Annotated in this window: 27 protein-coding genes and 1 pseudogene; 15 read left to right on the top strand and 13 right to left on the bottom strand. The window is 53.8% G+C overall.

Features of this window, described 5'->3' with window-relative positions:
• Positions 1 to 4: 4 nt before the first annotated feature.
• Complete coding sequence (locus tag N1249_RS13220) at positions 5 to 1,378, bottom strand: MFS transporter (RefSeq protein WP_257273338.1); 1,374 nt, start codon at positions 1,376 to 1,378, stop codon at positions 5 to 7.
• 178 nt (positions 1,379 to 1,556) lie between these two features.
• Between N1249_RS13220 and kdgR the strand changes: the two genes are divergently transcribed.
• Positions 1,557 to 2,348, top strand: coding sequence for a DNA-binding transcriptional regulator KdgR (gene kdgR, locus N1249_RS13215; protein WP_182061473.1), 792 nt, complete (start codon positions 1,557 to 1,559; stop codon positions 2,346 to 2,348).
• A gap of 63 nt (positions 2,349 to 2,411) precedes the next feature.
• Here the strand turns inward: kdgR and N1249_RS13210 are convergent, their stop codons facing one another.
• A complete protein-coding gene (locus N1249_RS13210; protein ID WP_014070660.1) occupies positions 2,412 to 2,651 on the bottom strand; it encodes a YobH family protein in 240 nt (79 codons plus the stop codon).
• 160 nt (positions 2,652 to 2,811) lie between these two features.
• Here N1249_RS13210 and mgrB point away from each other — a divergent pair, with 160 nt between their 5' ends.
• From mgrB to rlmA, 7 genes and pseudogenes are all read left to right on the top strand, one after another.
• Positions 2,812 to 2,955: a PhoP/PhoQ regulator MgrB gene (gene mgrB / locus N1249_RS13205; RefSeq protein WP_013096124.1), complete on the top strand. Its 144-nt coding sequence runs from the start codon at positions 2,812 to 2,814 to the stop codon at positions 2,953 to 2,955.
• A gap of 74 nt (positions 2,956 to 3,029) precedes the next feature.
• Positions 3,030 to 3,320, top strand: a complete 291-nt coding sequence (locus tag N1249_RS13200) for a YebO family protein (protein ID WP_257273337.1) — start codon at positions 3,030 to 3,032, stop codon at positions 3,318 to 3,320.
• A 23-nt stretch (positions 3,321 to 3,343) separates the two neighbouring features.
• Positions 3,344 to 4,333 (top strand): MBL fold metallo-hydrolase, encoded by a 990-nt coding sequence (locus N1249_RS13195; RefSeq protein WP_257273336.1) that lies wholly within the window; start codon positions 3,344 to 3,346, stop codon positions 4,331 to 4,333.
• Between the two features lie 527 nt (positions 4,334 to 4,860).
• Positions 4,861 to 5,005 (top strand): annotated as a pseudogene (locus tag N1249_RS13190) (DUF2627 domain-containing protein).
• Between the two features lie 12 nt (positions 5,006 to 5,017).
• Positions 5,018 to 5,227 (top strand): transcription antiterminator/RNA stability regulator CspE, encoded by a 210-nt coding sequence (gene cspE, locus N1249_RS13185; protein WP_001062678.1) that lies wholly within the window; start codon positions 5,018 to 5,020, stop codon positions 5,225 to 5,227.
• 218 nt (positions 5,228 to 5,445) lie between these two features.
• Positions 5,446 to 7,164 (top strand): peptidoglycan glycosyltransferase FtsI, encoded by a 1,719-nt coding sequence (ftsI, locus tag N1249_RS13180; protein ID WP_259829942.1) that lies wholly within the window; start codon positions 5,446 to 5,448, stop codon positions 7,162 to 7,164.
• Positions 7,165 to 7,229: 65 nt separating this feature from the next.
• Entirely contained in the window at positions 7,230 to 8,042 is an 813-nt protein-coding gene (gene rlmA / locus N1249_RS13175) for a 23S rRNA (guanine(745)-N(1))-methyltransferase (RefSeq protein WP_257273334.1), read from the top strand.
• Here rlmA and mntP read toward each other — a convergent pair.
• The 5 genes from mntP to manX all read right to left on the bottom strand — a co-directional run bounded on the left by mntP (position 8,039) and on the right by manX (position 12,193).
• Positions 8,039 to 8,605 (bottom strand): manganese efflux pump MntP, encoded by a 567-nt coding sequence (gene mntP, locus N1249_RS13170; protein WP_217186469.1) that lies wholly within the window; start codon positions 8,603 to 8,605, stop codon positions 8,039 to 8,041. The genes rlmA and mntP overlap by 4 nt on opposite strands.
• 400 nt (positions 8,606 to 9,005) lie before the next feature.
• A complete protein-coding gene (locus N1249_RS13165) occupies positions 9,006 to 9,464 on the bottom strand; it encodes a DUF986 family protein (RefSeq protein ID WP_257273333.1) in 459 nt (152 codons plus the stop codon).
• A 54-nt stretch (positions 9,465 to 9,518) separates the two neighbouring features.
• Positions 9,519 to 10,370 (bottom strand): PTS mannose transporter subunit IID, encoded by an 852-nt coding sequence (locus N1249_RS13160; protein WP_014070653.1) that lies wholly within the window; start codon positions 10,368 to 10,370, stop codon positions 9,519 to 9,521.
• Positions 10,371 to 10,382: 12 nt separating this feature from the next.
• Positions 10,383 to 11,183: a PTS mannose transporter subunit IIC gene (gene manY / locus N1249_RS13155; protein WP_008500490.1), complete on the bottom strand. Its 801-nt coding sequence runs from the start codon at positions 11,181 to 11,183 to the stop codon at positions 10,383 to 10,385.
• A 47-nt stretch (positions 11,184 to 11,230) separates the two neighbouring features.
• Positions 11,231 to 12,193 (bottom strand): PTS mannose transporter subunit IIAB, encoded by a 963-nt coding sequence (gene manX, locus N1249_RS13150; protein ID WP_217186471.1) that lies wholly within the window; start codon positions 12,191 to 12,193, stop codon positions 11,231 to 11,233.
• 463 nt (positions 12,194 to 12,656) lie between these two features.
• On the opposite strand from manX, the gene yoaE reads away from it, so the two are divergent.
• A complete protein-coding gene (gene yoaE / locus N1249_RS13145; protein WP_166715794.1) occupies positions 12,657 to 14,216 on the top strand; it encodes a CNNM family cation transport protein YoaE in 1,560 nt (519 codons plus the stop codon).
• Positions 14,217 to 14,222: 6 nt separating this feature from the next.
• Here the strand turns inward: yoaE and N1249_RS13140 are convergent, their stop codons facing one another.
• The 4 genes from N1249_RS13140 to pabB form a co-directional block, all read right to left on the bottom strand.
• Positions 14,223 to 15,821, bottom strand: a complete 1,599-nt coding sequence (locus N1249_RS13140) for an EAL domain-containing protein (RefSeq protein ID WP_259829932.1) — start codon at positions 15,819 to 15,821, stop codon at positions 14,223 to 14,225.
• Between the two features lie 132 nt (positions 15,822 to 15,953).
• Complete coding sequence (gene sdaA, locus N1249_RS13135; RefSeq protein WP_257273330.1) at positions 15,954 to 17,318, bottom strand: L-serine ammonia-lyase; 1,365 nt, start codon at positions 17,316 to 17,318, stop codon at positions 15,954 to 15,956.
• A 184-nt stretch (positions 17,319 to 17,502) separates the two neighbouring features.
• On the bottom strand, positions 17,503 to 18,081 hold the full coding sequence (locus tag N1249_RS13130; protein ID WP_257273329.1) for a CoA pyrophosphatase: 579 nt from the start codon (positions 18,079 to 18,081) through the stop codon (positions 17,503 to 17,505).
• Between the two features lie 3 nt (positions 18,082 to 18,084).
• Positions 18,085 to 19,413 (bottom strand): aminodeoxychorismate synthase component 1, encoded by a 1,329-nt coding sequence (pabB, locus tag N1249_RS13125; RefSeq protein ID WP_259829929.1) that lies wholly within the window; start codon positions 19,411 to 19,413, stop codon positions 18,085 to 18,087.
• A 61-nt stretch (positions 19,414 to 19,474) separates the two neighbouring features.
• Here pabB and N1249_RS13120 point away from each other — a divergent pair, with 61 nt between their 5' ends.
• Positions 19,475 to 19,657, top strand: a complete 183-nt coding sequence (locus N1249_RS13120) for a YoaH family protein (protein WP_259829927.1) — start codon at positions 19,475 to 19,477, stop codon at positions 19,655 to 19,657.
• Between the two features lie 6 nt (positions 19,658 to 19,663).
• On the opposite strand, the gene N1249_RS13115 is transcribed toward N1249_RS13120, so the two are convergent.
• Complete coding sequence (locus N1249_RS13115; RefSeq protein WP_217186474.1) at positions 19,664 to 20,008, bottom strand: RidA family protein; 345 nt, start codon at positions 20,006 to 20,008, stop codon at positions 19,664 to 19,666.
• 132 nt (positions 20,009 to 20,140) lie between these two features.
• On the opposite strand from N1249_RS13115, the gene N1249_RS13110 reads away from it, so the two are divergent.
• From N1249_RS13110 to rnd, 5 genes are all read left to right on the top strand, one after another.
• Positions 20,141 to 22,051, top strand: a complete 1,911-nt coding sequence (locus N1249_RS13110; protein ID WP_257273327.1) for an ATP-dependent DNA helicase — start codon at positions 20,141 to 20,143, stop codon at positions 22,049 to 22,051.
• A gap of 66 nt (positions 22,052 to 22,117) precedes the next feature.
• A complete protein-coding gene (gene tsaB / locus N1249_RS13105) occupies positions 22,118 to 22,813 on the top strand; it encodes a tRNA (adenosine(37)-N6)-threonylcarbamoyltransferase complex dimerization subunit type 1 TsaB (protein WP_257273326.1) in 696 nt (231 codons plus the stop codon).
• A 37-nt stretch (positions 22,814 to 22,850) separates the two neighbouring features.
• On the top strand, positions 22,851 to 23,432 hold the full coding sequence (locus tag N1249_RS13100) for a Slp family lipoprotein (RefSeq protein ID WP_014070642.1): 582 nt from the start codon (positions 22,851 to 22,853) through the stop codon (positions 23,430 to 23,432).
• A 203-nt stretch (positions 23,433 to 23,635) separates the two neighbouring features.
• The gene (fadD, locus tag N1249_RS13095) at positions 23,636 to 25,321 is read left to right on the top strand and encodes a long-chain-fatty-acid--CoA ligase FadD (protein WP_257273325.1); all 1,686 of its coding nucleotides are present in this window, start codon (positions 23,636 to 23,638) and stop codon (positions 25,319 to 25,321) included.
• Positions 25,322 to 25,404: 83 nt separating this feature from the next.
• Positions 25,405 to 26,520 carry a ribonuclease D gene (rnd, locus tag N1249_RS13090; RefSeq protein ID WP_257273371.1) on the top strand — a complete coding sequence of 372 codons (1,116 nt, stop codon included), beginning with the start codon at positions 25,405 to 25,407 and terminating at the stop codon, positions 26,518 to 26,520.
• A gap of 84 nt (positions 26,521 to 26,604) precedes the next feature.
• On the opposite strand, the gene minE is transcribed toward rnd, so the two are convergent.
• Complete coding sequence (minE, locus tag N1249_RS13085) at positions 26,605 to 26,871, bottom strand: cell division topological specificity factor MinE (protein WP_003859937.1); 267 nt, start codon at positions 26,869 to 26,871, stop codon at positions 26,605 to 26,607.
• Positions 26,872 to 26,874 lie beyond the last annotated feature (3 nt).

Raw genomic sequence — 26,874 nt, 5'->3', positions numbered from 1 at the left:
TTTTTTATGCCTGAACGCCTGGCTGAGTGACGCGAAGCCCGCTGATAATCGCGGCAATGGTTGCCAGCGTCCCGGCGGTAAACAATGCCACGTGCGTACCATTCTGGCCGGCAAGGTTGAACATCAGTGCGACCAGCGCCGCCCCGGTACTTTGCCCCAGTAAACGCGCCGTACCCAGCATCCCGCTGGCACCGCCGCTGCGATGGCGTGGGGCGGAAGTGATAATGGTGTGGTTATTCGGTGACTGGAACAGGCCAAACCCGGCGCCGCAGAGGATCATTCGCCAGATAATATCCAGGTCAGAAGGCGAGGAGGGGAGAAGTGCCAGAGCGAACAGTCCTGTCGCCATCACCACCAGACCAAGCGCACCCAGCAGACCGGCATGAACCCGCTCAATCAGATAACCTGCCAGCGGTGCCATCACCATCGTGGCCAGCGGCCATGGGGTTAATAACAGCCCCGTCTCCACTTCAGTACGGCCAATCACGCTCTGTAAGAAGAAGGGCAGAGAAACCAGCGCCAGCATTTGCGCACAGAACGAACAGATTGATGTACCAATAGAGAGTGAAAACAGTGGAATGCGTAACAGATCAACCGGTAGCAGGGGCACGGGTAAGGACAACTGGCGGCGGACAAAGAAGAAGCCGATAACCAGCATTGCGACGATTTCTGCGGCGATTAAGGTGATGGACTGACCTTGCGCAAAACCACTCAGGGCGGTGATCAGCAGACCGAAGGTCAGCGCATTCATCACCGCACTGGGTAAATCGAATTTCGGCATTGTGCTTTTCGGCCCATTTGCCGGGAGGTAACGCAGGGCAAAAACGATAGCAATGATGCCCAGCGGCACGTTGATGGCAAAAAGCCACTGCCACGACGCAACGGAGAGGATTGCGGCGGCAATGGTTGGCCCGGCCGCCGAGGAGACCGCGACAATAAAGGAGTTTATCCCCATGCCGCGCCCCAGATGGCGCTGCGGGTAGATAAGGCGTATCAGAGCCGTATTCACGCTCATCAGGGCCGCGCCGCCAAACCCCTGTGCGATACGGGCGAGCGTCAGGGTATGCAGGGAATCCGACAGGGCGCAGAAAAGGGAGGTGAGCGTAAAGACCACCAGGCCACACTGATAGACCCGACGGTAGCCAAACATATCGCCGAGGAATGAGAGCGAAAGCAGAGAAACCACGATCGCAATCTGGTACGCATTCACAATCCAGATGGAACTCGCGGGTGAGGCATGAAGGTCGCTGGCGATGGTTGGCAGGGCAACGTTAGCAATTGCACCGTCCAGGACGGCCATCGAAATACCGATAATAATGGTGGCAATGGCGCCGTACCGCTGGGGCAAGGGCAGCCCATCAGAAGGATTTTTTTCCATGGGGAATGAAAAGCTCAACGTGAAATTATTCTCAGGGTAACTATTTTAGCATTGTTAATTCGGTTTTATGTCGCAGATTTGTAACGAAGTAAACGCGGATTGATTGCAGGCAGGATGACAGGAATTTATAATAAAAACCGGTTCTGATTTTTATAAAACACTCTCCATGAGGTGATAAATGGCAATTGCGGATTTGGATAAGCAGCCAGATTCTGTTTCTTCCGTGCTGAAGGTGTTTGGCATCTTACAGGCGCTCGGAGAAGAGCGTGAAATTGGTATTACAGAGTTGTCGCAGCGTGTGATGATGTCGAAAAGCACCGTTTATCGCTTTTTGCAAACCATGAAGTCTTTAGGGTATGTCGCGCAGGAAGGCGAATCTGAAAAATATTCTCTGACGCTGAAACTGTTCGAACTGGGTGCCCGCGCACTCCAGAATGTCGATCTGATTCGTAGCGCCGATATCCAGATGCGTGAATTGTCGCGTTTAACCAAAGAGACGGTTCACCTGGGCGCGCTGGATGAAGACAGCATTGTTTACATCCACAAAATTGACTCCATGTACAACCTGCGCATGTATTCGCGCATTGGTCGTCGTAACCCGCTGTACAGTACCGCAATCGGTAAAGTGCTGCTGGCCTGGCGCGATCGTGAAGAAGTGACCCAGATCCTCGACGGTGTGGAATATAAGCGCAGCACCGAGCGAACCATCACCAGCACTGATGAGCTGTTAACGGTTCTCGATAAGGTGCGCGAGCAGGGTTACGGCGAAGATAACGAAGAGCAGGAAGAAGGTTTGCGTTGCATAGGGGTGCCGGTGTTTGACCGCTTCGGCGTGGTGATTGCCGGCCTGAGTATTTCGTTCCCGACGCTGCGTTTCTCTGAGGAACGTCTGCACGAGTATGTGGCGATGCTGCATACTGCTGCGCGTAAAATCTCTGAGCAGATGGGTTATAACGAGTATCCGTTTTAATCCCGGCTAAAATAAAAAAACGCCGCGTTTACGCGGCGTTTTTTGTGAATTCCCTTTGCGGAGTTAGCCGTTATCGATAACGACCGTCATTTTGCGCAGTACCGGGCAGTTGGTTAACCCAATGAAACCGCTATCTGAATGCAGGTATTGTGCAGTGCTGACTCCACGAGCGGTCACATACTTACACTGAATGCCTAAGCCCGCCGCATTTTCTGTGCTTCCCACGAGGACACCGTATCCGGTTAATAACAGGCCAATCCAGATAATGGCCAGCGCAATAATGGTGCGAATGATTAAATGCATCATTGCCTCTTTTTGTTAGTTGTCATGCTGTTAAGCGTAACGGGTTTACGCAATGAAACAAGTGCACTATTCCGAAAAGTACTTGATGACAGTACAGTTAGCCCCTGTTTAAGATAGCCATGCTAACCTGGTTGCATCAGGTCATAAGACGGAGTGTGGAGTGAAAAAAATACGCTGGGTAATTCTGGTTATCGTGCTGATAGCGTGCGTAGTGCTATGGACGCAGACTATCAATGTGATGTGCGATCAGGATGTACAGTTCTTCAGTGGCGTTTGTGCAATCAATAAGTTTATTCCGTGGTAAGACGCATTTTTTCTCAAGGTGATTTCCTTCCTTCGCACCAGTGGTAAAATAGACGTTTTTATTGAGGTGGTGAAATGGGTGAGTTACTGAATTCAGGGCTGCTGAGTATGGCGTCCCTGGTTGTCTCGTTGGTTATTCTGGTTGTGGGTTTGGTTCTGTGGTTCTTCGTAAACCGTGCCAGCTCCCGCACGAACGAGCAAATTGAGTTACTGGAAGCGTTGCTCGATCAGCAGAAACGACAGAATGCTTTACTGCGCCGTCTGTGCGAAGCCAACGAGCCAGAAGAGAAAGAAGAAGCAAAAGAAGCGGCTGTTGAAGATAAAGAAGAAGACGACGATTTTATTCGCCTGGTGGCTGAACGTTAATCTGTGATTTACGGGAGGTGGCTGTGGTCTGGAAAAATCCCTGGTATGACCCCTCCCTGAAGCATCACACCCCCGCAGGTTTTCGCAATACGCTCCCCGCTGGCCATCAGCAGGGCGATATTGATCGCTGGCGAAAAGAGCGGAAATTAGCCGGTTTGCCTAAACCTCCCGCATTGGGATATGACGCCTTTCTTAACCAGTGGTGGCAGCCTGTAATTCTTAACGCGCTACCCGAAGATGGCGTATGGTGGCTGGGTCATGCCAGTCTGCTGTTGCGTATGGACGGGAATTATATCCTGACCGACCCCGTTTTTTCCCGACGCGCCTCGCCGTTACCTTTTGTTGGGCCCGAGCGTAAAACGCCCCCGGCTATCTCTGTCGATAAACTCCCGCAGCTTGATGCTCTGGTCATTTCCCATAATCACTATGATCACCTTGATGCCGCCACCGTTCGTCATCTGTTGCGTCGTTTCCCCGATCTGCACGTGTTTGTGCCATTAGGTCTGGCGAGCTGGTTTCGTCGGCGAGGGGCAAAAAATGTGACTGAACTCGACTGGTGGCAAAGCATCAGCTGGCAGGGGATGACGCTAACGGCTGTACCCGCGCAGCACTGGAGTATGCGCACGCCATGGAACCGAAATCGTTCCCTCTGGTGTGGATGGGTGTTTGAAAGCCGTCAACATCGCTTCTGGTTCAGCGGTGATACGGGGTATACGCCGGAGCTGCTCACTATTCCCGAACGCCTTGGCAAGATTGACGCTGCCGCATTGCCGGTTGGCGCGTATGCACCACGCTGGTTCATGTCCGTACATCATATGGATCCACAATCCGCCGTTGCCTTATGGCAACAACTGGGTGCCCCGCTGGCGTTTCCTATTCACTGGGGTGTGTTTGAACTGGGGGATGAATCGCTGGAAGAACCTGTGCAGGAGTTAAATCAGGCGCTCGCTAATTTAGCACCAGTTAATGATTCATTCAGGACACTGAAAATTGGTGAATATTTATCCTTCTAAACGCAGCGCTGATGTGTTGCATATATTCTGTATTTGAATCATTCAACGAGAGTTTTATTTTTATCGAAACGTTTTGCTTGCCTTCTTTTGAGGCAGAGTCATAAAAATTTCATTATTTTGGTGCATAACGACATTTATTAAGCGGTGAATTTTAATACAATTCAGGCGGGTTTATTAACATCGTATTTTCATTACAACTGTTCCTGCGCGTTGCAATGATTTAAGCATAACTTTTCACAATTTGTTCTAACTCAATCATTGCATTGAGGATTCTTTTGCCCGGCGCTGGACGTACCGAAGTGATTGAGCTAAGGTAAAAAAGTCTTAGATTACAGCGGTTGTGATAACATCGTTAAGGCAGTTCAGGCTGGTAATGCTGACCGCAAACATTGCGCATAATTGTGCAGAAGGTTACGAGGCAGCGCCAGAATTTGTGCGGCGGATCGAGACACGTTTAAAAATGGCTTGCCATAATTAACGTTGTGTGTGATAACACGTTTTGGGTCAAACGAGGTACAGTTCTGTTTATGTGTGGCATTTTCAGTAAAGAAGTCCTGAGTAAACACGTTGTCGTTGAATACCGCTTCTCTGCCGAACCTTATATTAGTGCCTCAAGCAGTAATGTCTCAGTTTTATCTAAGTCAATGCCTGCGGGCTAAGAAAACACTCTAAGGAATTTTGCAAATGGCAAAGATTAAAGGTCAAGTTAAGTGGTTCAACGAGTCTAAAGGTTTTGGTTTCATTACTCCTGCTGACGGCAGCAAAGATGTGTTCGTACACTTCTCTGCAATCCAGGGTAACGGCTTCAAAACTCTGGCTGAAGGCCAGAACGTTGAGTTCGAAATTCAGGACGGCCAGAAAGGCCCAGCTGCAGTTAACGTAACTGCTATCTGATCGAACCACTGCTGACTGAAGTGCTTCTGCGCTTCGATCTCAGATATAAAGCCTCGCTTATGCGGGGCTTTTTTATTACCTTATCTTTCAAAATATTACGAATGAACGCCTTGTTAGCAACTTGTTGCAAAGCTACGAGGTTATTAGCATTGTTTTCACCGCGTCAGCCAGTCTTTTCCCGTTAAATCAGGGCGTTGTTCAACGGACCTGGGGTTCAGGTGAAAAAGAAAACGATAACGACAGCCGGCAACTTCACCCCGGCTCGTTTTGCGCTGCTATGTCTTGCTATTTTTTGTAGTCTGGCTTTCTTACTGGGCCGTGTTGCCTGGTTGCAAATCATTAAACCTGACAATCTCGTTAAGCAGGAAGATATGCGCTCGCTGCGTGAGGTGGCGATTGATGCACCGCGCGGGATGATTGTCGACAGGGAAAATCGACCGCTTGCCGTCAGTGTACCGGTCAGAGCCGTCTGGGCCGATCCGAAAACCGTGCTGGCAAAAGGCGGTGTGGGGTATGACGAACGCTGGCAGGCGCTGGCGAATGCCCTGCATCTCTCTCTAGGCACACTCTCTGCCCGAATTAACAGCACCCCGCAGGGACGCTTTATCTATCTTGCCCGCCAGGTTGATCCTTCCCAGGCGCAATGGATCGATAAACTGAATCTGCCAGGCATCAATTTGCGCGATGAATCCCGGCGCTTTTATCCCGCCGGGCATGTTGCGGCCAACCTGATAGGGTTCACGAATATTGACGGGCAGGGCATTGAAGGGGTTGAGAAAAGCTTTAACGCTCAACTTTCGGGGAAAGCCGGCGTCAGGCAGGTGAGGGAAGATCGCTACGGGCGCGTGGTTGAAAACCTGACGGAAATAGCACCGGTTCCTGCGCATAACATCAAGCTGAGCATTGATGAGCGTCTGCAAACCATTACGGAAGATGCGCTGGATAACGCCGTCGCGTGGAATAAAGCCGAATCAGGCGCCTCTGTTCTGATTAACGTGCAGACGGGCGAGATCCTGGCGATGGCAAGCTTCCCTGATTTCAACCCAAACAACCGCGATGGAGCGACGCTGAACGATTTTCGCAATCGCGCCATCAGTGACACCTTTGAACCCGGCTCTACCGTCAAACCTCTGGTGCTGATGACCGCATTACAGCAAGGGCTGGTGCAGCCAGACAGCGTGATAGATACCCATCCGTACATGCTTGATGGTCACCGCATCCGGGACGTGGGGTATTACCCGGAACTGACGATGACCGGGATCCTGCAAAAATCGAGCGACACAGGTGTGTCGCGGCTCTCGCTGGCGATGCCGATCCAGCGGTTGCTCGATACCTATAAGAACTTTGGTTTTGGGACGAACACCGGGCTTGGCTTAACGGGGGAGAGCTCGGGCTTGCTGCCGCAGCGCAAATTCTGGAGCCAGCTCGACCGGGCCACCTTCGCGTTCGGCTATGGGCTGATGGTCACGCCGCTACAACTGGCGCATGTCTACGCCACCATCGGCAGCTTTGGCCTGGAGCGACCTTTGTCGATAACCCGGATTGATCCTCCGGTAATCGGGCACAGGGTAATGTCTGAGGAGATTGCCCATGAAGTCGAGCATATGATGGAAAGCGTGGCGCTGCCGGGCGGCGGTGGCATTAAGGCGGCGGTACGCGATTATCGTGTTGCCGTTAAAACCGGGACGGCGAAAAAAATCGGTGATGACGGTAAATATGTCGATAAATACGTGGCTTACACCGCAGGCGTTGCGCCCGCCAGCCAGCCGCGTTTTGCGTTAGTGGTGGTGATTAACGATCCGCAAAACGGGGATTATTACGGTGGGGCGGTATCAGCACCGGTTTTCAGCGAGATCATGGGGAACGTGTTACGGCTTGAAAACGTCAAACCCGATGGATTAGCGGCGGATTCCACTCACCTTATCGTCATGCGTTAGCCAGGCGTTTATAACCCGGGCGAATAGCGGTACACTTTCGCCCTTTATGATTGCCCGGAGCCACCATGTCCTTCAGTTGCCCACTTTGCCACGCGCGCCTGACGCGTTCTGAGAAAAGTTTTACCTGCCCGCAAGGGCACCAGTTTGATATGGCGAAAGAGGGCTATGTGAATCTTCTTCCGGTGCAACATAAGCGCTCGCGTGACCCGGGGGACAGCGCAGAGATGATGCAGGCGCGCCGCGCGTTTCTTGATGCCGGACACTATCAGCCCCTGAGAGACACCGTTGCACAGCTTCTGACAGACAACCTCTCGTCGCCTTCAGCCATTCTGGATATCGGCTGTGGTGAAGGTTACTACACGGCGCTGTTTGCAGATGTGGCTCGCGAGAAGGGTGCTGAAACCTACGGTCTGGATGTTTCTAAAGTGGCTATCCGCGCGGCGGCCAGGCGCTATTCGTCGGTGACGTTCTGCGTGGCGTCAAGCCATCGCCTGCCGTTTGAGGATGCCAGCATGGATGCCGTGGTGCGAATTTATGCGCCCTGTAAAGCTGAAGAGCTGGCACGGGTCGTTAAACCCGGTGGCTGGGTGATTACCGTTACGCCGGGCCCGCGTCATCTGATGGAGTTGAAAGGTATGATTTACGATGACGTGCGTTTACATGCTCCGCATTCTGAACAGCTGGCGGGTTTTAGCCTGCAACAGGAACAGACGGTCGCGTATGAGATGAAACTCAAAGGGGATGAAGCGGTAGCCTTGCTGCAGATGACGCCCTTTGCATGGCGGGCGAAACCGGCTGTGTGGGAAACGTTAGCGAAACAGGACGAGTTTCGCTGCCAGACAGATTTCAGTATCCACTGCTGGCAGCGCGAAGTTTAACCGGCGAAGTGTGCCCACAGGATTTGGGCGCCAATCCCGATTAACACGATACCGCCCAGGATTTCGGCTCGCTTGCCAAGCAGCGGGCCGATAAAGCGGCCAACCATCATGCCAAGCGTCGACATAATCAGGGTGGCACAGCCAATCGCCAGAGCGGTGGCGATGATGTTGACCTGAAGGAATGCCAGACCAACCCCTACCGCCATCGCGTCAAGACTTGTGGCGATAGCGGTCGTGACCAGCAACCAGAAGCCATGTCGATGCTGCGGCGCTTCATCTTCATCGCTGTTGCCGCGAAAACCTTCGATAACCATTCGCCCGCCGAGGAACACCAGCAGAACAAAGGCGATCCAGTGGTTCCACTCCAGGACGAACTGACTGGCGAGCATACCCAGACCCCAGCCAATCAGCGGCGTCAGCGTTTCGATAGCACCAAAGATAAGACCGGTGCGTAATGCTTCAGAGAATTTTGGTTTGTGGAGAGTGGCGCCTTTACCAATGGAAGCTGCAAAAGCGTCCATGGACATGCCGAAAGCAAGAAGAATTGTTGCAGAGATATTCATAAGAGCGTCCAGACCGGGAGATATCCATATGACACATCACTGCCCCCAGTAAACAGCAGTTAATGTATCTATGGTCTCGCCTGATCTTTTCGTACACAGCAACTGTGCAGAAAGATCCGTACGCGCCACGTTTTTCAACGAGTATGTTGACACGTACATTTCCTGGAAAACAGGAAATCAGCTACTCCCCAACGACGGGCGCAACCTTAACATATTTTTAGAATATAAAACAACAACAGGAAAGTATTATCCCATTAACCAGTTGATAACGATTTTCATTTAGATTTAAGCGTAAAATTATCGTTAATGAATATAAGTGTTTTTTGGTTTAGTAATATAGCTAAGGCTATATTGTTTGCGCGAAAATACCGCAATATATAGCCAGTGCTATAAATTTAACTTATTGAGTTTTAACGAGTAACTTGTATATCTTTTCGAGGTCATCAATATTTTTGACCCGAATAAGCAGACGCCGTTGTTCTAATTGCATCACCAGAACGCCATCTTCCGATAAATTCATCTCTTTAATGCGGTTATATTCTATCCACACATTAGCAAAGAAAAATCCCTGGCTTTTAAAGATGACCTTTGGTGAACGGACCCAGAACAAATAAATTGCCATTAATACCAGCGCACATAATAACCATGTGGTTAATAATGCACCGTGACTCATGATGTTGTTGTAAATCAGGATGACCAGTAAACCCACAAAGATGACGGCATCGATGCGGTTACGGCGCAGAAGAGGGATGGTGAGCAATGATTCGCCATGGCGGCGGGGCATGATGAACTCATCATAAATGGCGTAAGCCAGAAGGGCCGCAATAAAAAGAACCAGTACGATGTCCGTGGCAGTCATTCATCCTCCAGATAAAAAAACCGGGGGCAAGCCCCCGGTATATAAAGCAGTAACTTACAGACCCAGCAAGCCGACAGCGTAGCCCGCGATACCGATGACGAAGAAGCCAACGATGATCCACAGCGGGTTCACTTTCTTACGCAGCAGCCACATACAGGCGAAGGTCAACAGCAGTGGAACCAGGCCTGGCATCAGCTGATCCAGAATGGTTTGCACCGTGGTGACGCGCGTCTGACCATCCTGACCGGTAATGGTCGACACCACCAGCGGGATGTTCACGTGCGTCCACTTGTTAACCAGCGCCCCCATGACAAAGAGGCCGAGAATAGACGCCCCCTCGGTCAGTTTTTGCAGGAAGCCGCCGCCCATGTCCTTAACGATGTCCACCCCTTTACGGTAGCCGTATGCCACGCCGTAATAACGGGTCAGCAGACGCACGGCGTTGAACAGGATGAAGAACAGCAGTGGGCCGAGCAGGCTCCCACTCATCGCGATACCTGCGCCAAGCGCCGCAAATACCGGACGAACAGTACCCCAGAAGATTGGGTCGCCCACGCCTGCCAGCGGTCCCATCAGACCGACTTTGATGCCGTTGATGGCACCATCGTCAATCTCTGCGCCGTTAGCACGTTGTTCTTCCATCGCCAGGGTAACGCCCAGAACCGGCGCTGCTACATAAGGATGGGTGTTGAAGAATTCCAGGTGACGCTTAATCGCCTGACGGCGTGCTTCGTTGTTTTCCGGATACAGGCGTTTGATCGCCGGTACCATGGAGAAGCAGAAGCCAAGCGCCTGCATACGTTCGAAGTTCCATGAACCCTGAAACAGGTTAGAACGGATGAACACGCCACGAATATCACCCGGAGTGAGTTTCTTCTCAGTGGTATTTTTTGTCATATCAACCATTTCGCTCACCTGCTAGTCCAGTTCGTTATCGAGATCGTTATTACCAGCAGCCTGTGCCGGAGCACCCGCTACGCGGTTGTATTTCGGGCTGAGCTGGATGTAGAGAATCGCCATGACCGCACCAATCACACCCAGAGCAACCAGGTTGAAGTTGGTGAACGCAGCGGTAACGAAGCCGAGGTAGAAGAACGGCATCAGATAGCCTGCGCGCATCATGTTGATGACCATCGCATAACCTACTACCACGATCATGCCACCTGCGATGTTCAGGCCGCCGGTCACCACTTCAGGAATGGCGTTCAGCATACTCTGCACTTCGCTGGTACCGACAGAGATAGCAACGATCACGGCCGGGATTGCAATTCGCATTGCTTGCAGGAACAGGGATGAAACGTGGATCCAGGACAACGCCGTCAGGTTGCCATTTTCGGCCGCCTTATCCGCCGCGTGCTGGAAGGCTACGGTGATGGTACGAACGATGATGGTCAGTACCTGGCCTGCTGCTGCCAGTGGGATCGCCAGCGCGATACCTGCACCGATACTTTGGTGACCGGCAATAACCAGAACGGTAGAAATAATGGATGCCAGTGCGGCATCTGGCGCAACCGCCGCACCGATGTTCATCCAGCCGAGGGCGATCATTTCCAGGGTACCACCGATGATGATACCGGTTTTCATATCACCGAGAACGGCACCAATCAACGTACAGGCCACCAGAGGGCGGTGGAACTGAAATTCATCAAGTACGGATTCCATACCCGCAATACATGCGACGACGAACACCAGCACAATCTGAAGAGTGGTAATCTCCATTGCACTTCTCCTATTACATAAGCTTTATGTGAAAAATCAGCGCGGGGTTATTTCCCAACTTTGCCGATCAAATCCATCATTTTCAGTTTCTGGTCTGTGGAAACTTTACGGGCTTCCAGCTCAATACCGCGTGCATTCAGTTTGTTGAATGCTTCGATATCTTTCTCATCGACTGAAATCGCGTTGTTGACCTGAGTTTTCCCCTGACGGAAAGCCATACCACCAATGTTAACGGAGGAGATTTTCACGCCGCCTTCAACAATGCGCTCGACGTCTGTCGGGTTAGTAAACAGCAGCATCACGCGCTCACCCGCATATTTCGGGTTGTTATAAACGCGGAGCATCTTGGCGATATCCACAACGTGCGCGGTTACGCCCGGTGGGGCAACCTGAGTCAGAAGGGTGCTTCGCACCTTGTCGGCGGCAACTTCGTCGCTGACCACGATAATGCGTTTAACATTGGTTTCTTTGGTCCAGCGTGTTGCCACCTGGCCGTGGATTAAACGGTCATCGATACGCGCGAGGCCGATAACCATATAATCGTTCGGACCCATCGGTTTGGCTGGTGCGGCGGCTTTGGGTGCTACGGCCGCAGGAGCTGGCTTCGCAACCGGCTGTGCTTTCAGCGCTTTCACGCCTTCGCGACCGGTTTCAACGGCCAATGCTACAAGTTCATCGAAAGACGGATTGTCGTCACGCGCCATGAAGGTTTCCACCAACATCGGGACGTTAACCCCGGCGATGACTTCATAGTGCTCTTTATCGACGACAATGCGACTGGCAGCGTTGAACGGGCTGCCGCCCCATGTATCGACGAGAAACAGCACGCCTTTGCTGGTATCCAGCTTCTCCAGTTGAGCAGTGTATTTCTCAATTAGCGTTTCGGCGTTTTCACCGGGAACGAAATCGATCCAGCCCACGTTTTCCTGCTCGCCCAACAGCATTTCTGCTGTTTTGAGTAACTGCTCTGCAGCCCAACCATGTGTGCCTATTACAATAGCAATGGTCACTTGCTACCTCCTTTTATTATCATTAATACGTCTGCCAGGCATTCGTACTGAGAATCGTATTAGGTGAACCGAATCGATTCAGATAAGGGTTAGAGTTAAATTAACTAAGACTTCCGCGAATTATTTTAGATAGTGAAAAAATAATTTATGTGATGAAGATCCGTAATTTAGCTACGCATTACAGAAATTCCTGTAAGTTAAAGCACTTGTGTTACAGATGTTTGCAAAGGAACGTAAATCTTTGCTAAAAACCCATTGTCTCTGATATGTTTAGCCTCCGTTTAATTGTTCAGGAGTATAGGGCAGCAGCCCACTGTATGGACCGTCACCGACGTCAGACATCTTTCAGGCTATTTCATGCCTTTTTCACCGGCGTTCCTCGCCACGCATCAATTCTGTCTACCCTTGATTTGCCCACGTTGAGTGGGGCACCGTTTCGTCATTCCTTTAGCAGGAGCTTGTCATGGAATTCTTAATGGACCCGTCAATCTGGGTGGGATTACTCACGTTGGTGGTACTGGAGATTGTTCTCGGTATCGACAACCTGGTGTTTATTGCCATTCTTGCGGACAAACTGCCGCCGAAACAGCGTGATAAAGCGCGTCTGATCGGCCTCTCGCTGGCGCTGATTATGCGACTGGCGCTGCTGTCCGTCATTTCGTGGATGGTAACGCTGACCAAACCGCTGTTCTCCGTGATGGATTACACCTTCTCCGGCCGTGATTTGATCATGCTGGTCGGGGGTATATTCCTGCTTTTCAAAGCGACGACGGAGCTTCACGAACGGTTAGAGAACAGACAGCACGATGATGGCCACGGTAAAGGCTATGCCAGCTTCTGGGTTGTGGTCCTGCAAATTGTGGTGCTGGATGCCGTGTTCTCGCTGGATGCGGTGATTACTGCGGTCGGTATGGTGAACCATCTGCCGGTCATGATGGCAGCTGTGGTCATTGCGATGGCGGTTATGCTGCTGGCGTCTAAACCGCTGACGCGTTTTGTGAACCAGCACCCGACGGTGGTTGTACTCTGTCTGAGCTTCCTGCTAATGATCGGCCTGAGCCTGGTGGCAGAAGGGTTTGGCTTCCATATTCCGAAAGGTTACCTGTATGCCGCAATTGGCTTCTCGATCATCATCGAGCTGTTTAACCAGATTGCGCGCCGTAACTTTATCAAACAGCAGTCGAATCAGCCGCTGCGCGCCCGCACGGCAGATGCCATTCTGCGTCTGATGGGGGGTCGCCGTCAGGTGAACGTGCAGTCTGATTCAGACAACCGTAACCCGGTTCCGGTGCCTGAAGGGGCGTTTGTTGAAGAAGAGCGTTACATGATTAACGGCGTGCTCTCTCTGGCCTCCCGTTCGCTACGTGGCATCATGACCCCGCGCGGTGAAATCAGTTGGGTAGACGCGAACCTGAGCGTGGATGAAATTCGCCAGCAGTTGCTCTCATCACCGCACAGCCTGTTCCCGGTGTGCCGTGGTGAGCTGGACGAGATTGTCGGTATCGTGCGCGCGAAAGAGCTGCTGGTGGCCCTGGAAGAGGGTGGCAACGTTGAAGCCATTGCTGCTGCGTCGCCTGCTATCGTGGTGCCGGAAACGCTGGATCCGATCAACCTGCTGGGCGTGTTACGTCGTGCCCGCGGCAGCTTTGTTATCGTCACCAACGAGTTTGGCGTTGTGCAGGGGCTGGTCACGCCGCTGGATGTGCTGGAAGCCATCGCCGGTGAATTCCCTGATGCGGATGAAACCCCGGAAATCGTCGCCGATGGTGACGGATGGCTGGTTAAAGGGACCACTGACCTGCACGCGTTATCCCATACGCTGGGCGTGGAAAACGTGGTCAACGATGAAGAAGACATTGCCACCGTGGCAGGTCTGGTCATCTCGGTGAACGGACAAATTCCGCGTACCGGTGACGTTATCGAACTGCCGCCGCTGCACATCACGATTGTCGAAGCGAACGACTATCGCGTTGATTTGGTGCGTATTGTTAAAGAGCAATCTGCACACGACGAAGATGAGTAAGTGTTTCTAACGTAACGGCATTAAAGGCACGATGTGCCCGTTATGACGCGCTGGCGGGGGCGAGCTCCCCGCCAGCCATTCAGGAAACTCCCGCAACGGCATCGGCCGGGCGTAAAAAAATCCCTGCAAGATATCCACACCGTGGCGGCGCAAATACTGCGCCTGCTCCCCGGTTTCCACACCTTCTGCAACCAGTTCAATATTCAGCCGCTGACCGAGCGCGATGATGATGTCCGTCACGGTTGAATTCACCGCGTCCGTACCAATCGCCGTGGTAAATGACCGATCGATTTTCAGCACATCCGGGTGCAGCTTTTCCAGCCAGGAGAGCGAACTGTTTCCGGTACCAAAATCATCAATCGCAAGTTTCACCCCTTTATTGTGAAGCTCGCGCACTATCCGGTAATCCACATCCATAAGCGCATCGCGCTCTGTCAATTCGATCACCAGCTGCTGCACCGGATGCACGTTAAACCAGAAACGGTTGAGATCCTGTAGCAGAGTGGCGCGGCGAAAATGGCTCGCGGCAACGTTAATGCCTATCTGAAACCCGGAGGAGGCAGGAAAAAAACCAATCTGGCGAACCGTTTCGGAAATAACATAGCGGGTGAGCGGGACGATCAGGTTGTGCTCTTCTGCCAGAGGGATAAACACTTCGGGGGAAATCCAGCCCTGACGCGGGTTATTCCAGCGCAGTAAAATTTCAACGCCAACGCATTTCTGCGTTCGGGCATTCACCAGCGGCTGACAGAAGAGTTCAAATTCGCGTGTCGCCAGCCCCATGTTAATTTCCCACGTGAAACTCATTCGCCTGGCCGTGGCAAGCCAGGCGACATAGCCCAGCAGCAGGCTGAGCATGAGCGCCAGCGGTAACTGAGTTGGCAGGTTTTTCAGCGCCAGTTTTCCGGGGCCGGGGCCACTTACCGTAATGCTGAAGGGATAGCGTGATGACGCTTTGTGCAGGAGCGAATCGCCATCATCAAAGGTCAGGGTATCCGTCACCTCTTGCCCGTAGCGCAGGAAATTGTTGCCCACGGTCAGGACAACGTCAGTAATCAGCGGGGGTTGCGGCTCCAGCATCATTCGGGTGAGGAGATCAATGTTAACAACCTCCATCACCCCATCTTCGCCGCTTTGTGAAACGGGATACCACTGGATGAGGATTGGGCTGCCTTTCAGCAGCCACTGGTCGGTCGATAAAATGAGCCGGGGGGCGTTAGCGGGTAACGTGGGCTGTATCTCGCGCACCAGAACGTCCCGCGTGCCAAAGATACTCGAACAGTACAGGACACCATCCTTGACCAGGGCGATGGAGCGGACGGTTTGCAAAATGGCGGCCTGTTTTCGCAGCACAAGGTGAGCTTGCGTGCAGGGCTGCCCGACCAGCGATTGCAGCACCCCGCGATGGTTTTCTAACGAAAGTAAAACCTTATCCATTGAATTAACGGTGTGGCTGGTAAAGTCGCGGATCTGTTCTCTATTTAAATTGCGCTGTGAAATAAACCGAATTCCCAGCGTTAGGATGAGCGTAAGAAGCGCGACCGTGACACTGACGATAACGCGTTTTCGGCGGTAGTTTTTTATGATCGTTTGTGCAGTCTGCATAAAACGGTCGCCTGATACGCCACCAGCACCAAAAGCCAGAAGCAACAGAGATAGTGTAGTGGGGAAATGGTAAGGCGACGAGAAAGAAGGGGAAAATTCGCCCATCCGTTGCAGATGGGCGAGAGCGAGGTATTAGTCGCACTGTACCTTAATGGCCAGCCCGCCACGCGAGGTTTCGCGATATTTGGCGTTCATGTCTTTACCGGTTTCGTACATGGTTTCGATAACCTTATCCAGCGATACGCGTGGTTCGCTGGTACGGCGCATCGCCATGCGAGACGCATTGATCGCTTTCACGGATGCGATTGCGTTACGCTCGATGCACGGCACCTGCACCTGTCCTGCGACCGGGTCACAGGTCAGACCGAGGTTATGCTCCATACCGATTTCGGCAGCAACACATACCTGCTCAGGGCTTGCGCCCAGCAGTTCCGCAAGACCGGCTGCGGCCATAGAACAGGCCACGCCGACTTCACCCTGGCAACCCACTTCAGCGCCAGAGATTGAGGCGTTCATTTTGTACAGCGCGCCAATCGCACCTGCCGCCAGGAAGTAACGGATATAAATATCCGGGCTGACAGATTCAATAAAGTGGTCGTAATAGGCCAGCACCGCCGGAACAATACCGCACGCGCCGTTGGTTGGTGCTGTAACAACACGGCCACCTGCGGCGTTTTCTTCGTTTACCGCCAGGGCAAACATGTTCACCCAGTCGACCACATTCATCGGGTCATTGGAGAACTTATCAGTTGTGACAAGCATCCGGCGCAGTGCAGAGGCACGGCGCGGCACGCGCAGTGGGCCAGGCAGCACGCCTTCGGTATTCATACCACGGTCGATACAGGCACGCATGGTTTGCCACACGTTAGCAAAGTAGTCTTCAATCTCTTTCTTGCTGTGCAGCGCCAGTTCGTTCTGCATCACCATGCCGGAGAGCGACAGCCCCGTCTCTTTGCAATACGCCAGCATCTCGGTGGCAGACTTGAACGGATACGGCACGCTGACGTCGCCAGCGCTGTCTTTGCCAAAATGCTCTTCATCAACGATGAAGCCACCGCCAATGGAGTAATACGTTTTGCTGTAAATCTCTTTTTCGCCGTTCCACGCGTGGATGGTCATGCCATTTTCATGCAGCGGCAGGTTGTCGCTGCGAAAACGCATTCCGTCATCATGAGGGAAATCCACTTCGTGCTGGCCGTTTGCCAGCAGCAGGCGACCGCGCGTTTCCACGTCGCGGATGAATGCCGGGATGGCATCAATATCAACGGTGTCCGGCATATTGCCCGCCAGACCCATAATAATGGCGATATCGGTGTGGTGGCCTTTACCCGTCAAAGACAGCGAGCCGTAGACATCCACGGCAACACGGGTAACGCTTTCCAGTAATCCTTTTTCGACCAGGTCATCGACGAACTGTTTACCGGCCTTCATCGGCCCTACAGTATGGGAAGAAGAAGGACCGATTCCCACTTTGAACATGTCGAATATACTAATCACTTTCACACTCCTGACAGGGTTACCGGGTTTCCAGTAACGATGTTATAACTGCGCATAGTGTAAGAGGGAACACTGGCCTCGGCTTAACTATTCACATGAATTAAACTAATGGATAACACCTGTTTTGCTAATAGCGCGACAGCGATCGCAAACCTGGCAGAAAAGGGTGGAATGTAAAGTATAGTCAAGGCTTCAGGCCGATTTGCAGCGCCAGCTCACGAATGATGCCCGCCGTCATGCCCCAGACAAAATAATGCTGATACCAGGAGAGCCACACACGGTGAGCATGTCCACGACGCTGAATATCCAGAGGATGATAGCGACCAAGTCGAAGGGCCTCTTCCAGCGGCATTTCAAATACCGCAGAGACTTCATCCACGCTGGCGTGATACTGAAGGTCGGGTGGAATAATGCCCACCACCGGTGTGACCTGAAAACCCGTTACGCTGTCCACCGGCGGCAAAACGCCAATGATTTCCACTGACTCTGGCGGGATGGCGACCTCTTCCTGTGCTTCACGCAGCGCCGCGGCAATTAGCGATGCATCGGTGCTGTCCACCGCACCGCCCGGAAACGCAACCTGGCCGGCGTGCTTACGTAAGTGCGGTGAGCGCTGAGTGAGCAATAATCCGGGGTGCTCGCGCCGCACCACCGGGATCAGCACGGCGGCCTGGCGGTTATTCAGGGTTTCGCGGTGCGTCTGTGGACGCAAAAGCTGAAAGCGTGACAAAAAATCATCCAGCGTCAGGTTATCGTTCTCCACCCGTTAGTTCTCCAGTTGTTTCAGGATACGGTTAACTTTATCAAAGGTTTCCTGATATTCCGCCTCAACCTGGCTGTCGGCAACAATGCCTCCTCCGGCGGAGCAGTACAGCGCTCCGTCGCAGGCCGTGAGGGTGCGAATGGTAATGCTGGTGTCCATTGTGCCGCACAGGCTCACATAGCCAATACTGCCGCACCAGGCATTGCGACGGTGGGGCTCCAGTTCGTCGATAATTTCCATCGCTCGCACTTTTGGCGCACCGGTAATAGAGCCACCCGGAAAGGCAGCACGCAGCAGGTCGCAGGCGGTGCGCGAGCCCGGCAGGCGAGCGGTAATGGTACTGACCAGATGATGTACGGCCGGGAAGGGTTCGACCACAAACAGCTCAGGTACGCGCACGCTGCCTGGTTCCGCAACCCGGCCAATATCGTTACGCATCAAATCCACAATCATCAGGTTCTCCGACCGGTCTTTCGGGGAAGCAGCGAGTTTTTCTGCCTGCTGACGGTCGGCGACAGGGTCGGCCAGACGCGGCAGCGTACCTTTAATTGGCCGGGTCTGAATGGTCCCTTCAGCCAGATGAATAAAGCGCTCCGGCGACAGGCTTAAGATAGCGCCATGCTCCAGGCGCAGGAATGCGCTGAACGGCGCCTTATTGCTGGCATTCAGACGAGTAAACGCTTGCCACTCACCCCCCTGATACGTCGCCTGGAATCGCTGCGCCAGGTTAACCTGATAACAGTCGCCACTTTGCAGATAGGCCTGAACACGGGAGAATTTATCCGCGTATTCCTGTTCGGTCATGTTCGAACGCCACTTTGAGGTCAGCCTGAATGTCTCCGCCGGTGCAGGCTGCTGATCCTCAAGCCAGGCAAGACGCGCATGAGCCTCACCATGGCTAAGAAGTGAAACCGTTTTTTTCTGGTGATCAACAATTAACGCCCAGTCATACAGCCCTACGGCCATGTCTGGCAGGGGAATATCCGCCTGTGCAATCTCGGGCAGCGTTTCGAAACGGCGACCTAAATCGTAGCCAAACAGGCCCAGTGCGCCTCCCTGAAAGGGGAGGTCCGGGTTGGGCGTGGCAGATAAACCCAGCGCGTTAATTTCTTGCTGAAGCTGCATCAGCGGATCGTCCGTTAACGGCAGGTCACTGGTCGTCAGCGTTTTCAGCGGGTCGGCCACCAGAATATCAAAACGGCTATAGGGGTGATCCGCATGGCCGGAATGCAGCAGCATCGCAAAAGGGAGGTGGCTCAGGCGTGCAAACCAGAATTCAGCGGCGTCTGAACGCCAGGGTAAAGTTATGACAGTGGGAAAGCGCATCTTCATGTGTGGCAAACAACCGGGCAGCGTGAAATAATTAGCGCAGACAATTTAGCAGGAGTTGACGATGTTTGCAGGTTTACCTTCTCTGAGCCATGAGCAGCAGCAGAAAGCGGTTGAGCAAATCCAGGAGCTGATGTCCCAGGGGATGAGCAGCGGCCAGGCTATCGCACAGGTGGCAGATGAACTTCGCGCCACCCATACCGGCGAGCGGATCGTGGCGCGTTTCGAGGATGAAGACGAAGAGTAATCGGGCTCAGACCGCCGCGATGATCTTAATCTCTACCTTATATTCCGGTTTCATTAGCGTGGCCTGTACGGTGCAACGTACAGGCGCGTGACCCGCCACTACCCACGCATCCCAGGCTTTGTTCATCGCCGCGAAGTCATCTTTACTGGCAAGGAAAATGGTCGCATCCAGAATGCGGGATTTGTCGCTGCCCTGTTTTTCCAGTATCGCGTCAATCTGTGCCAGGGTGTTGGCCGTCTGTTCGAAGGCATCGGCATCCAGGTTTGCCGGCACGCCGGTGTAGTACAGCGTCTGGTTATGGATAACCACATCAGACCAGCGTGCTTCGGCATCAATGCGCACAATTGTCATAAACGTTTCCTCGTTATTTTTCGTATCAGGCGGCAAGACTGCCATATTGTGCATCTGTCGTCACTATTTGGGGTGGCACATGAAAGGATGGGCTGACATAATCCCTGTGCAAAAATACAGTGAGAGAGCACCGTGGCAGACGATTTTTCCCCTGAAGGTCAATTAGCGCAGGCTATCCCCGGTTTTAAACCGCGCGAGCCGCAGCGACAGATGGCGCACGCCGTTGCGCACGCTATCGATAAGGCTCAGCCGCTGGTGGTCGAAGCCGGAACCGGCACGGGTAAAACCTATGCTTACCTTGCTCCGGCGCTGCGCGCGAAGAAGAAGGTGATTATCTCCACCGGATCGAAGGCGCTGCAGGATCAGCTCTACAGCCGCGATTTGCCCACGGTGGCGAAAGCGCTGAAATACAAAGGGCGTCTGGCTCTGCTGAAGGGGCGTTCTAACTACCTTTGCCTTGAGCGTCTCGAACAGCAGGCGCTGGCGGGTGGCGATCTGCCGGTACAGACGCTGAGCGACGTCATTATCCTTCGGTCATGGGCGAACCAGACCGAAGAGGGGGACATCAGCACCTGCGCGAGCGTGCCGGAAGACTCTCCTGCCTGGCCGCTGGTGACCAGCACCAACGACAACTGCCTTGGCAGCGACTGCCCGCTGTACAAAGACTGCTTTGTGGTTAAAGCCCGCAAAACTGCAATGGACGCCGACGTCGTGGTGGTAAACCATCACCTGTTTCTTGCTGATATGGTGGTCAAAGACAGCGGTTTCGGCGAGCTGATCCCCGAGGCTGACGTGATGATCTTCGATGAAGCGCACCAGCTCCCGGATATCGCCAGCCAGTATTTCGGTCAGTCGCTCTCTAGCCGCCAGCTTCAGGACCTGGCGAAAGATTTCACCATTGCCTATCGCACAGAATTGAAAGACACCCAACAGCTGCAGAAGTGCGCTGACCGGCTGGCGCAAAGCGCGCAGGATTTCCGCTTACAGCTTGGGGAGCCGGGTTATCGCGGTAACCTGCGTGAACTGCTGGCGGACAAAAATATCCAGCGCGCGCTGCTGCTGCTCGATGATGCCCTGGAACTCTGCTACGACGTGGCGAAACTCTCGCTTGGACGCTCCGCGCTGTTAGATGCGGCGTTTGAACGCGCCACGCTGTATCGCGGGCGGCTCAAACGGCTGAAAGAGATTAACCAGCCGGGCTTCAGCTACTGGTATGAGTGCACCTCACGGCATTTCACGCTGGCGCTCACGCCGCTGACCGTGGCGGATAAGTTCAAAGAGGTGATGGCGCAAAAACCGGGGAGCTGGATTTTCACCTCGGCAACGCTGTCGGTAAATGACGATTTGCACCACTTCACCGAACGCCTGGGGATTGAGCAGGCCGAATCCCTGCTGCTGCCAAGCCCGTTCGATTACGAAAAACAGGCGCTGCTCTGCGTTCCCCGTAATCTGCCGCTGCCGAACCAGCCGGGCGCGGCGCGCCATCTGGCGGCGATGTTAAAACCGATGATTGAGGCCAACAACGGCCGCTGCTTTATGCTCTGCACCTCTCACGCCATGATGCGTGACCTTGCCGAGCAGTTCCGCGCCACCATGACGCTGCCGGTTCTGCTGCAGGGCGAAACCAGCAAAGGGCAACTGTTGCAACAGTTTGTCAGCGCCGGTAATGCCCTGCTGGTGGCGACCAGCAGTTTCTGGGAAGGGGTAGATGTGCGCGGTGATGCGCTATCGCTGGTGATCATCGATAAACTGCCGTTCACCTCGCCGGACGACCCGTTACTGAAAGCGCGCATGGAAGACTGCCGTCTGCGCGGCGGCGATCCCTTTGACGAAGTGCAACTGCCTGATGCGGTGATTACCCTGAAGCAAGGGGTAGGGCGTCTTATTCGCGATGTCACCGACCGTGGCGTGCTGGTTATCTGCGACAACCGCCTGGTGATGCGTCCGTATGGTGCCACTTTCCTGGCGAGCCTGCCGCCCGCGCCGCGCACGCGGGACATTAAACGCGCGGTTCGGTTCCTCGCGAACCCAACGGCGGAGTAATTTGCTCCGGGGTGTGCTAAAATGCGCGCCATTTTGTGACTGACCACTGCGAGAGCGCGACGACTCATGCGAATTCTGGCTATTGATACCGCCACAGAGGCCTGTTCTGTTGCCCTGTGGAACGACGGTGCTATCTGTGCTCATTTCGAAGAGTGCCCACGAGAACATACCCAACGGATCCTGCCGCTGGTAAAAGAGATCCTCACCCAGGGCAACACCGCCTTAACCGACCTTGATGCGCTGGCCTACGGCCGGGGCCCGGGCAGTTTTACGGGCGTACGTATTGGTATCGGCATTGCGCAGGGGCTTGCCCTGGGCGCAGAACTGCCGATGATCGGTGTTTCTACACTGGCAACCATGGCGCAGGGCGCATGGCGCATGACCGGTGCAACCCGCGTGCTGGCGGCCATTGACGCACGTATGGGCGAAGTTTACTGGGCGGAATATACCCGCGACGAAAACGGCGTCTGGCACGGTGAAGAGACGGAAGCGGTACTTAAACCGGAAGCCGTAACCGAACGTCTGCTACAGCTCTCAGGCGAATGGGCGACAGTGGGGACCGGCTGGCCAGCATGGCCGGAAATGGCGAACGATACCGGCGTGACGCTGGTAGACGGCAACATGCTTCTGCCTGCCGCGGAAGACATGTTACCTATCGCCTGTCAGCTGCTCGGCGCAGGAAAAACCGTTGCAGTTGAACAAGCTGAACCAGTTTATTTGCGAAACACCGTTGCGTGGAAGAAACTTCCGGGCCGCGAGTGAATCTCAGTAACAGGAACTGAGAAAAAGGAGTCGCACCATGGCGGTTCAAACTAAAGTAGTACGTCTGATGATGGCGGGTATTGTTGCCGCAGCGCTGAGCGGGTGCGTTACCGTTCCTGATGCGATCAAGGGAACAAGCCCAACGCCACAGCAGGATCTGGTGCGCGTGATGAATGCGCCTGAGCTCTACGTTGGCCAGGAAGCGCGTTTTGGCGGCAAGGTGGTTGAGGTCTTAAACCAGCAGGGGAAAACCCGCCTGGAGATCGCCACCGTCCCTCTGGATAGCGGCGCAAGGCCGGTCCTGGGCGAAGCCTCGCGCGGGCGTATCTATGCTGACGTCAGCGGCTTCCTCGACCCGGTTGATTTCCGCGGACAGCTGGTGACCGTTGTCGGCCCCATTACCGGCACGGTAGAGGGCAAAATCGGCAGTACGCCGTATAAATTCATGACCATGCAGGTCAACGGTTATAAACGCTGGCGGCTTGAGCAGCAGGTGATTATGCCACCACAGCCTATCGACCCGTGGATGTGGGGCCCACATCCATACCGTTACGGCTATCCGGGATGGGGCTGGTATAACCCAGGTCCGGCGCATGTTCAGACCGTTGTAACCGAGTAACTAACTGTTATTAATAGGAAAGAGACAGCGGCTCAGCCGCTGTCTCTGTTTTTTTACGGATAAAACGAAAAAAAAGAGTGACGCGCTTCGCAACCTTAAATCTGAACAATTAATAAACTGGTACGCTGAGTTAATATAATGTTAACAAACTGTTTATTATCGGGGTTGTGATGACGACGAACACTCATTTCAGAGGTGATGCATTGAAGAAGGTTTGGCTTAACCGTTATCCCGCAGATGTCCCCGCGGAGATCAATCCTGACCGTTATCAATCCCTGGTGGAATTATTTGAGCACTCGGTAAGGCGCTACGCGGACCAGCCCGCATTTGTGAATATGGGTGAGGTAATGACGTTCCGTAAGCTTGAGGAGCGTAGCCGCGCGTTTGCGGCCTATCTTCAGGAAGGGCTTGGGCTGCAAAAAGGGGACCGCGTCGCGCTGATGATGCCAAACCTGCTGCAATACCCGGTGGCGCTGTTTGGTATCCTGCGTGCCGGGATGATTGTCGTCAACGTCAACCCGCTGTATACCCCGCGCGAGCTGGAGCACCAACTGAACGACAGCGGCGCGGCCGCGATTGTGATTGTGTCCAACTTTGCCCATACGCTGGAAAAAGTGGTCGACAAAACCCAGGTGAAACACGTCATTCTGACGCGCATGGGGGATCAACTCTCCACCGCCAAAGGCACGCTGGTTAACTTTGTCGTCAAATACGTCAAGCGTCTGGTGCCAAAATACCACCTGCCGGATGCCATCTCTTTCCGCCGTGCACTTCATGCTGGCTACCGGATGCAGTACGTGAAGCCGGAAGTGGTTGCAGAAGACCTGGCCTTCCTGCAATACACCGGCGGCACCACCGGCGTGGCCAAAGGGGCGATGCTGACCCACCGCAATATGCTGGCGAACCTCGAGCAGGTTAATGCGACCTACGGGCCGCTGCTGCATCCGGGTAAAGAGCTGGTGATCACCGCGCTGCCGCTGTATCACATTTTCGCGCTGACCATGAACTGCCTGCTGTTTATTGAACTCGGCGGTCAGAACGTACTGATTACTAACCCGCGGGATATTCCGGGGCTGGTGAAAGAGCTGGCGAAATACCCGTTCACCGCCATGACCGGGGTAAACACCCTGTTTAACGCGCTGCTGAATAACAAAGAGTTCCAGCAGCTCGATTTCTCAACGCTGCATCTCTCTGCCGGCGGCGGGATGCCGGTTCAGCAGGCGGTGGCCGAGCGCTGGGTGAAACTCACCGGACAGTATCTTCTGGAAGGTTACGGCCTGACCGAATGTGCACCGCTGGTCAGCGTAAACCCGCACGATATCGACTACCACAGTGGCAGCATTGGTCTGCCGGTCCCTTCCACCGAGGCCAAACTGGTCGACGATAACGATAACGAAGTCGCGCCGGGCGAGCCGGGCGAGCTGTGCGTGAAAGGCCCGCAGGTGATGCTGGGCTACTGGCAGCGTCCCGATGCGACCGACGAAATCATCAAAGATGGCTGGCTGCACACCGGTGATATTGCCGTAATGGATGAAGAGGGCTTCCTGCGCATCGTTGACCGTAAGAAAGACATGATCCTGGTGTCCGGCTTTAACGTTTATCCGAACGAAATTGAAGACGTGGTCATGCAGCACTCTGGCGTGCAGGAAGTAGCGGCTGTGGGTGTCCCTTCCGGCAGCAGCGGCGAAGCGGTGAAGATTTTTGTGGTCAAAAAAGATGCTTCGCTTAGTGAAGAGGAACTTATCACCTTCTGCCGCCGTCAGTTGACGGGCTATAAAGTGCCGAAGCTGGTTGAGTTTCGCGATGAACTGCCAAAATCCAACGTCGGGAAGATATTACGACGAGAATTACGTGACGAAGCCCGTGCCAAAGTGGACAATAAGGCATGAGCTTCACGCTAATCGCCCAGACGCCGGTTTAGCCGGCGTTTTTTATGGGCGCAAACAAAAGAGAAACCGTTTTGAATTACCAGATGATCACCACCAACGACGAGCTGGCTTCGCTGTGCGAGGTTACGCGTGATTTTCCCGCCATCGCGCTGGATACCGAGTTTGTCCGCACCCGAACGTACTACCCGCAGCTGGGTTTGATTCAGATGTACGACGGTAAACATGTTTCACTTATCGATCCTCTTGGTATTACCGACTGGTCGCCAATGCGAGAGCTGCTGCTGGATACTGGCGTCACCAAATACCTGCACGCCGGCAGTGAAGATCTGGAAGTGTTTCTCAACACCTTTGGCATCATGCCACAACCTCTGATTGATACGCAGATCCTGGCGGCATTCAGCAATCGTCCGCTCTCATGGGGCTTCGCGGCCATGGTTGAGGAGTACACGGGGATCGCACTGGATAAAAGCGAATCCCGTACCGACTGGCTGGCGCGTCCCTTAACCGAACGTCAGCTGGAATATGCTGCGGCAGACGTGTTTTATCTGCTACCGATTGCCGGCCAGCTGATGAAAGAAGCCGAAGCGTCTGGCTGGTTGCCTGCGGCGCTGGACGAGTGTCGTATGACGCAACAGCGTCGTCAGGAAGTGGTTGATCCGAAAGAGGCCTGGCGTGACATCAGCAACGCGTGGCAGCTGCGTACGCGTCAGCTGGCCTGTTTGCAGTTGCTGGCCGACTGGCGCCTGCGTAAAGCGCGCGAGCGCGATCTGGCCGTTAATTTTGTGGTTCGTGAAGAACATCTCTGGGCGGTTGCACGTTATATGCCGGGCAGCATGGGTGAGCTGGACAGCATTGGCCTTTCCGGGAGCGAGATCCGTTTCCACGGTAAAACCCTGCTGGCGCTGGTGGAAAAAGCCCAGCAAACGCCGGATGACGCGCTGCCAGAGCCGCTGCTGAACCTGATGGACATGCCGGGTTACCGCAAAGCGTTTAAAGACATTAAGGCTCTGGTGCAGGAAGTGGCAACTGAGAGCAAACTGGGCGCTGAATTGCTGGCGTCGCGTCGTCAGATTAATCAGTTGCTGAACTGGCACTGGAAGCTGAAAACACAGAATGGATTGCCGGAAATGATGGCAGGCTGGCGCGGGGAACTGATGGCTGAACGTCTGAATAAATTGCTCGAATCCTACCCGCGTTAAGAAACTGTAGCCCCGGTAAGCGCAGCGCCACCGGGGGATTGCCGGGCGGCGGAACGCTTGCCCGGCCTACAAAATCACAAACGATTAGCGTGATTCTTCCGCTTCCGGAAGCGTAACGTTCAGCTCCAGAATCGAAATATCCCCGTCTTTTTGTTCCAGCTGTACGGTGACCATTTCCGGGTCAATCTGCACATACTTACAGATCACTTCCAGGATGTCCTTGCGCAGCTGCGGCAGGTAATGTGGCTCGGCGTCACTACGACGACGCTCCGCAACGATGATTTGCAGACGCTCTTTAGCGATGTTGGCGGTGCTTTTTTTCCGCGAGAGAAAAAAGTCCAGTAATGCCATAAC

The organism is Enterobacter sp. CP102 (assembly GCF_025152625.1).
Taxonomy (GTDB): domain Bacteria; phylum Pseudomonadota; class Gammaproteobacteria; order Enterobacterales; family Enterobacteriaceae; genus Enterobacter; species Enterobacter soli.
This window is presented reverse-complemented; position numbering and strand designations above follow the sequence as displayed.

Excerpts from the sequence above, each read along its gene's own strand:
- kdgR (WP_182061473.1), top strand. The coding sequence starts at position 1,557 with ATGGCAATTGCGGATTTGGATAAGCAGCCAGATTCTGTTTCTTCCGTG.
- tsaB (WP_257273326.1), top strand. The coding sequence starts at position 22,118 with ATGCGAATTCTGGCTATTGATACCGCCACAGAGGCCTGTTCTGTTGCC.
- rnd (WP_257273371.1), top strand. The coding sequence starts at position 25,405 with ATGATCACCACCAACGACGAGCTGGCTTCGCTGTGCGAGGTTACGCGT.
- manY (WP_008500490.1), bottom strand. The coding sequence starts at position 11,183 with ATGGAGATTACCACTCTTCAGATTGTGCTGGTGTTCGTCGTCGCATGT.
- N1249_RS13210 (WP_014070660.1), bottom strand. The coding sequence starts at position 2,651 with ATGCATTTAATCATTCGCACCATTATTGCGCTGGCCATTATCTGGATT.
- cspE (WP_001062678.1), top strand. The coding sequence starts at position 5,018 with ATGGCAAAGATTAAAGGTCAAGTTAAGTGGTTCAACGAGTCTAAAGGT.
- N1249_RS13165 (WP_257273333.1), bottom strand. The coding sequence starts at position 9,464 with ATGACTGCCACGGACATCGTACTGGTTCTTTTTATTGCGGCCCTTCTG.
- N1249_RS13220 (WP_257273338.1), bottom strand. The coding sequence starts at position 1,378 with ATGGAAAAAAATCCTTCTGATGGGCTGCCCTTGCCCCAGCGGTACGGC.
- minE (WP_003859937.1), bottom strand. The coding sequence starts at position 26,871 with ATGGCATTACTGGACTTTTTTCTCTCGCGGAAAAAAAGCACCGCCAAC.
- N1249_RS13160 (WP_014070653.1), bottom strand. The coding sequence starts at position 10,370 with ATGGTTGATATGACAAAAAATACCACTGAGAAGAAACTCACTCCGGGT.
- yoaE (WP_166715794.1), top strand. The coding sequence starts at position 12,657 with ATGGAATTCTTAATGGACCCGTCAATCTGGGTGGGATTACTCACGTTG.
- pabB (WP_259829929.1), bottom strand. The coding sequence starts at position 19,413 with ATGAAGATGCGCTTTCCCACTGTCATAACTTTACCCTGGCGTTCAGAC.
- N1249_RS13120 (WP_259829927.1), top strand. The coding sequence starts at position 19,475 with ATGTTTGCAGGTTTACCTTCTCTGAGCCATGAGCAGCAGCAGAAAGCG.
- mntP (WP_217186469.1), bottom strand. The coding sequence starts at position 8,605 with ATGAATATCTCTGCAACAATTCTTCTTGCTTTCGGCATGTCCATGGAC.
- N1249_RS13115 (WP_217186474.1), bottom strand. The coding sequence starts at position 20,008 with ATGACAATTGTGCGCATTGATGCCGAAGCACGCTGGTCTGATGTGGTT.
- N1249_RS13140 (WP_259829932.1), bottom strand. The coding sequence starts at position 15,821 with ATGCAGACTGCACAAACGATCATAAAAAACTACCGCCGAAAACGCGTT.
- N1249_RS13200 (WP_257273337.1), top strand. The coding sequence starts at position 3,030 with ATGGGTGAGTTACTGAATTCAGGGCTGCTGAGTATGGCGTCCCTGGTT.
- rlmA (WP_257273334.1), top strand. The coding sequence starts at position 7,230 with ATGTCCTTCAGTTGCCCACTTTGCCACGCGCGCCTGACGCGTTCTGAG.
- N1249_RS13100 (WP_014070642.1), top strand. The coding sequence starts at position 22,851 with ATGGCGGTTCAAACTAAAGTAGTACGTCTGATGATGGCGGGTATTGTT.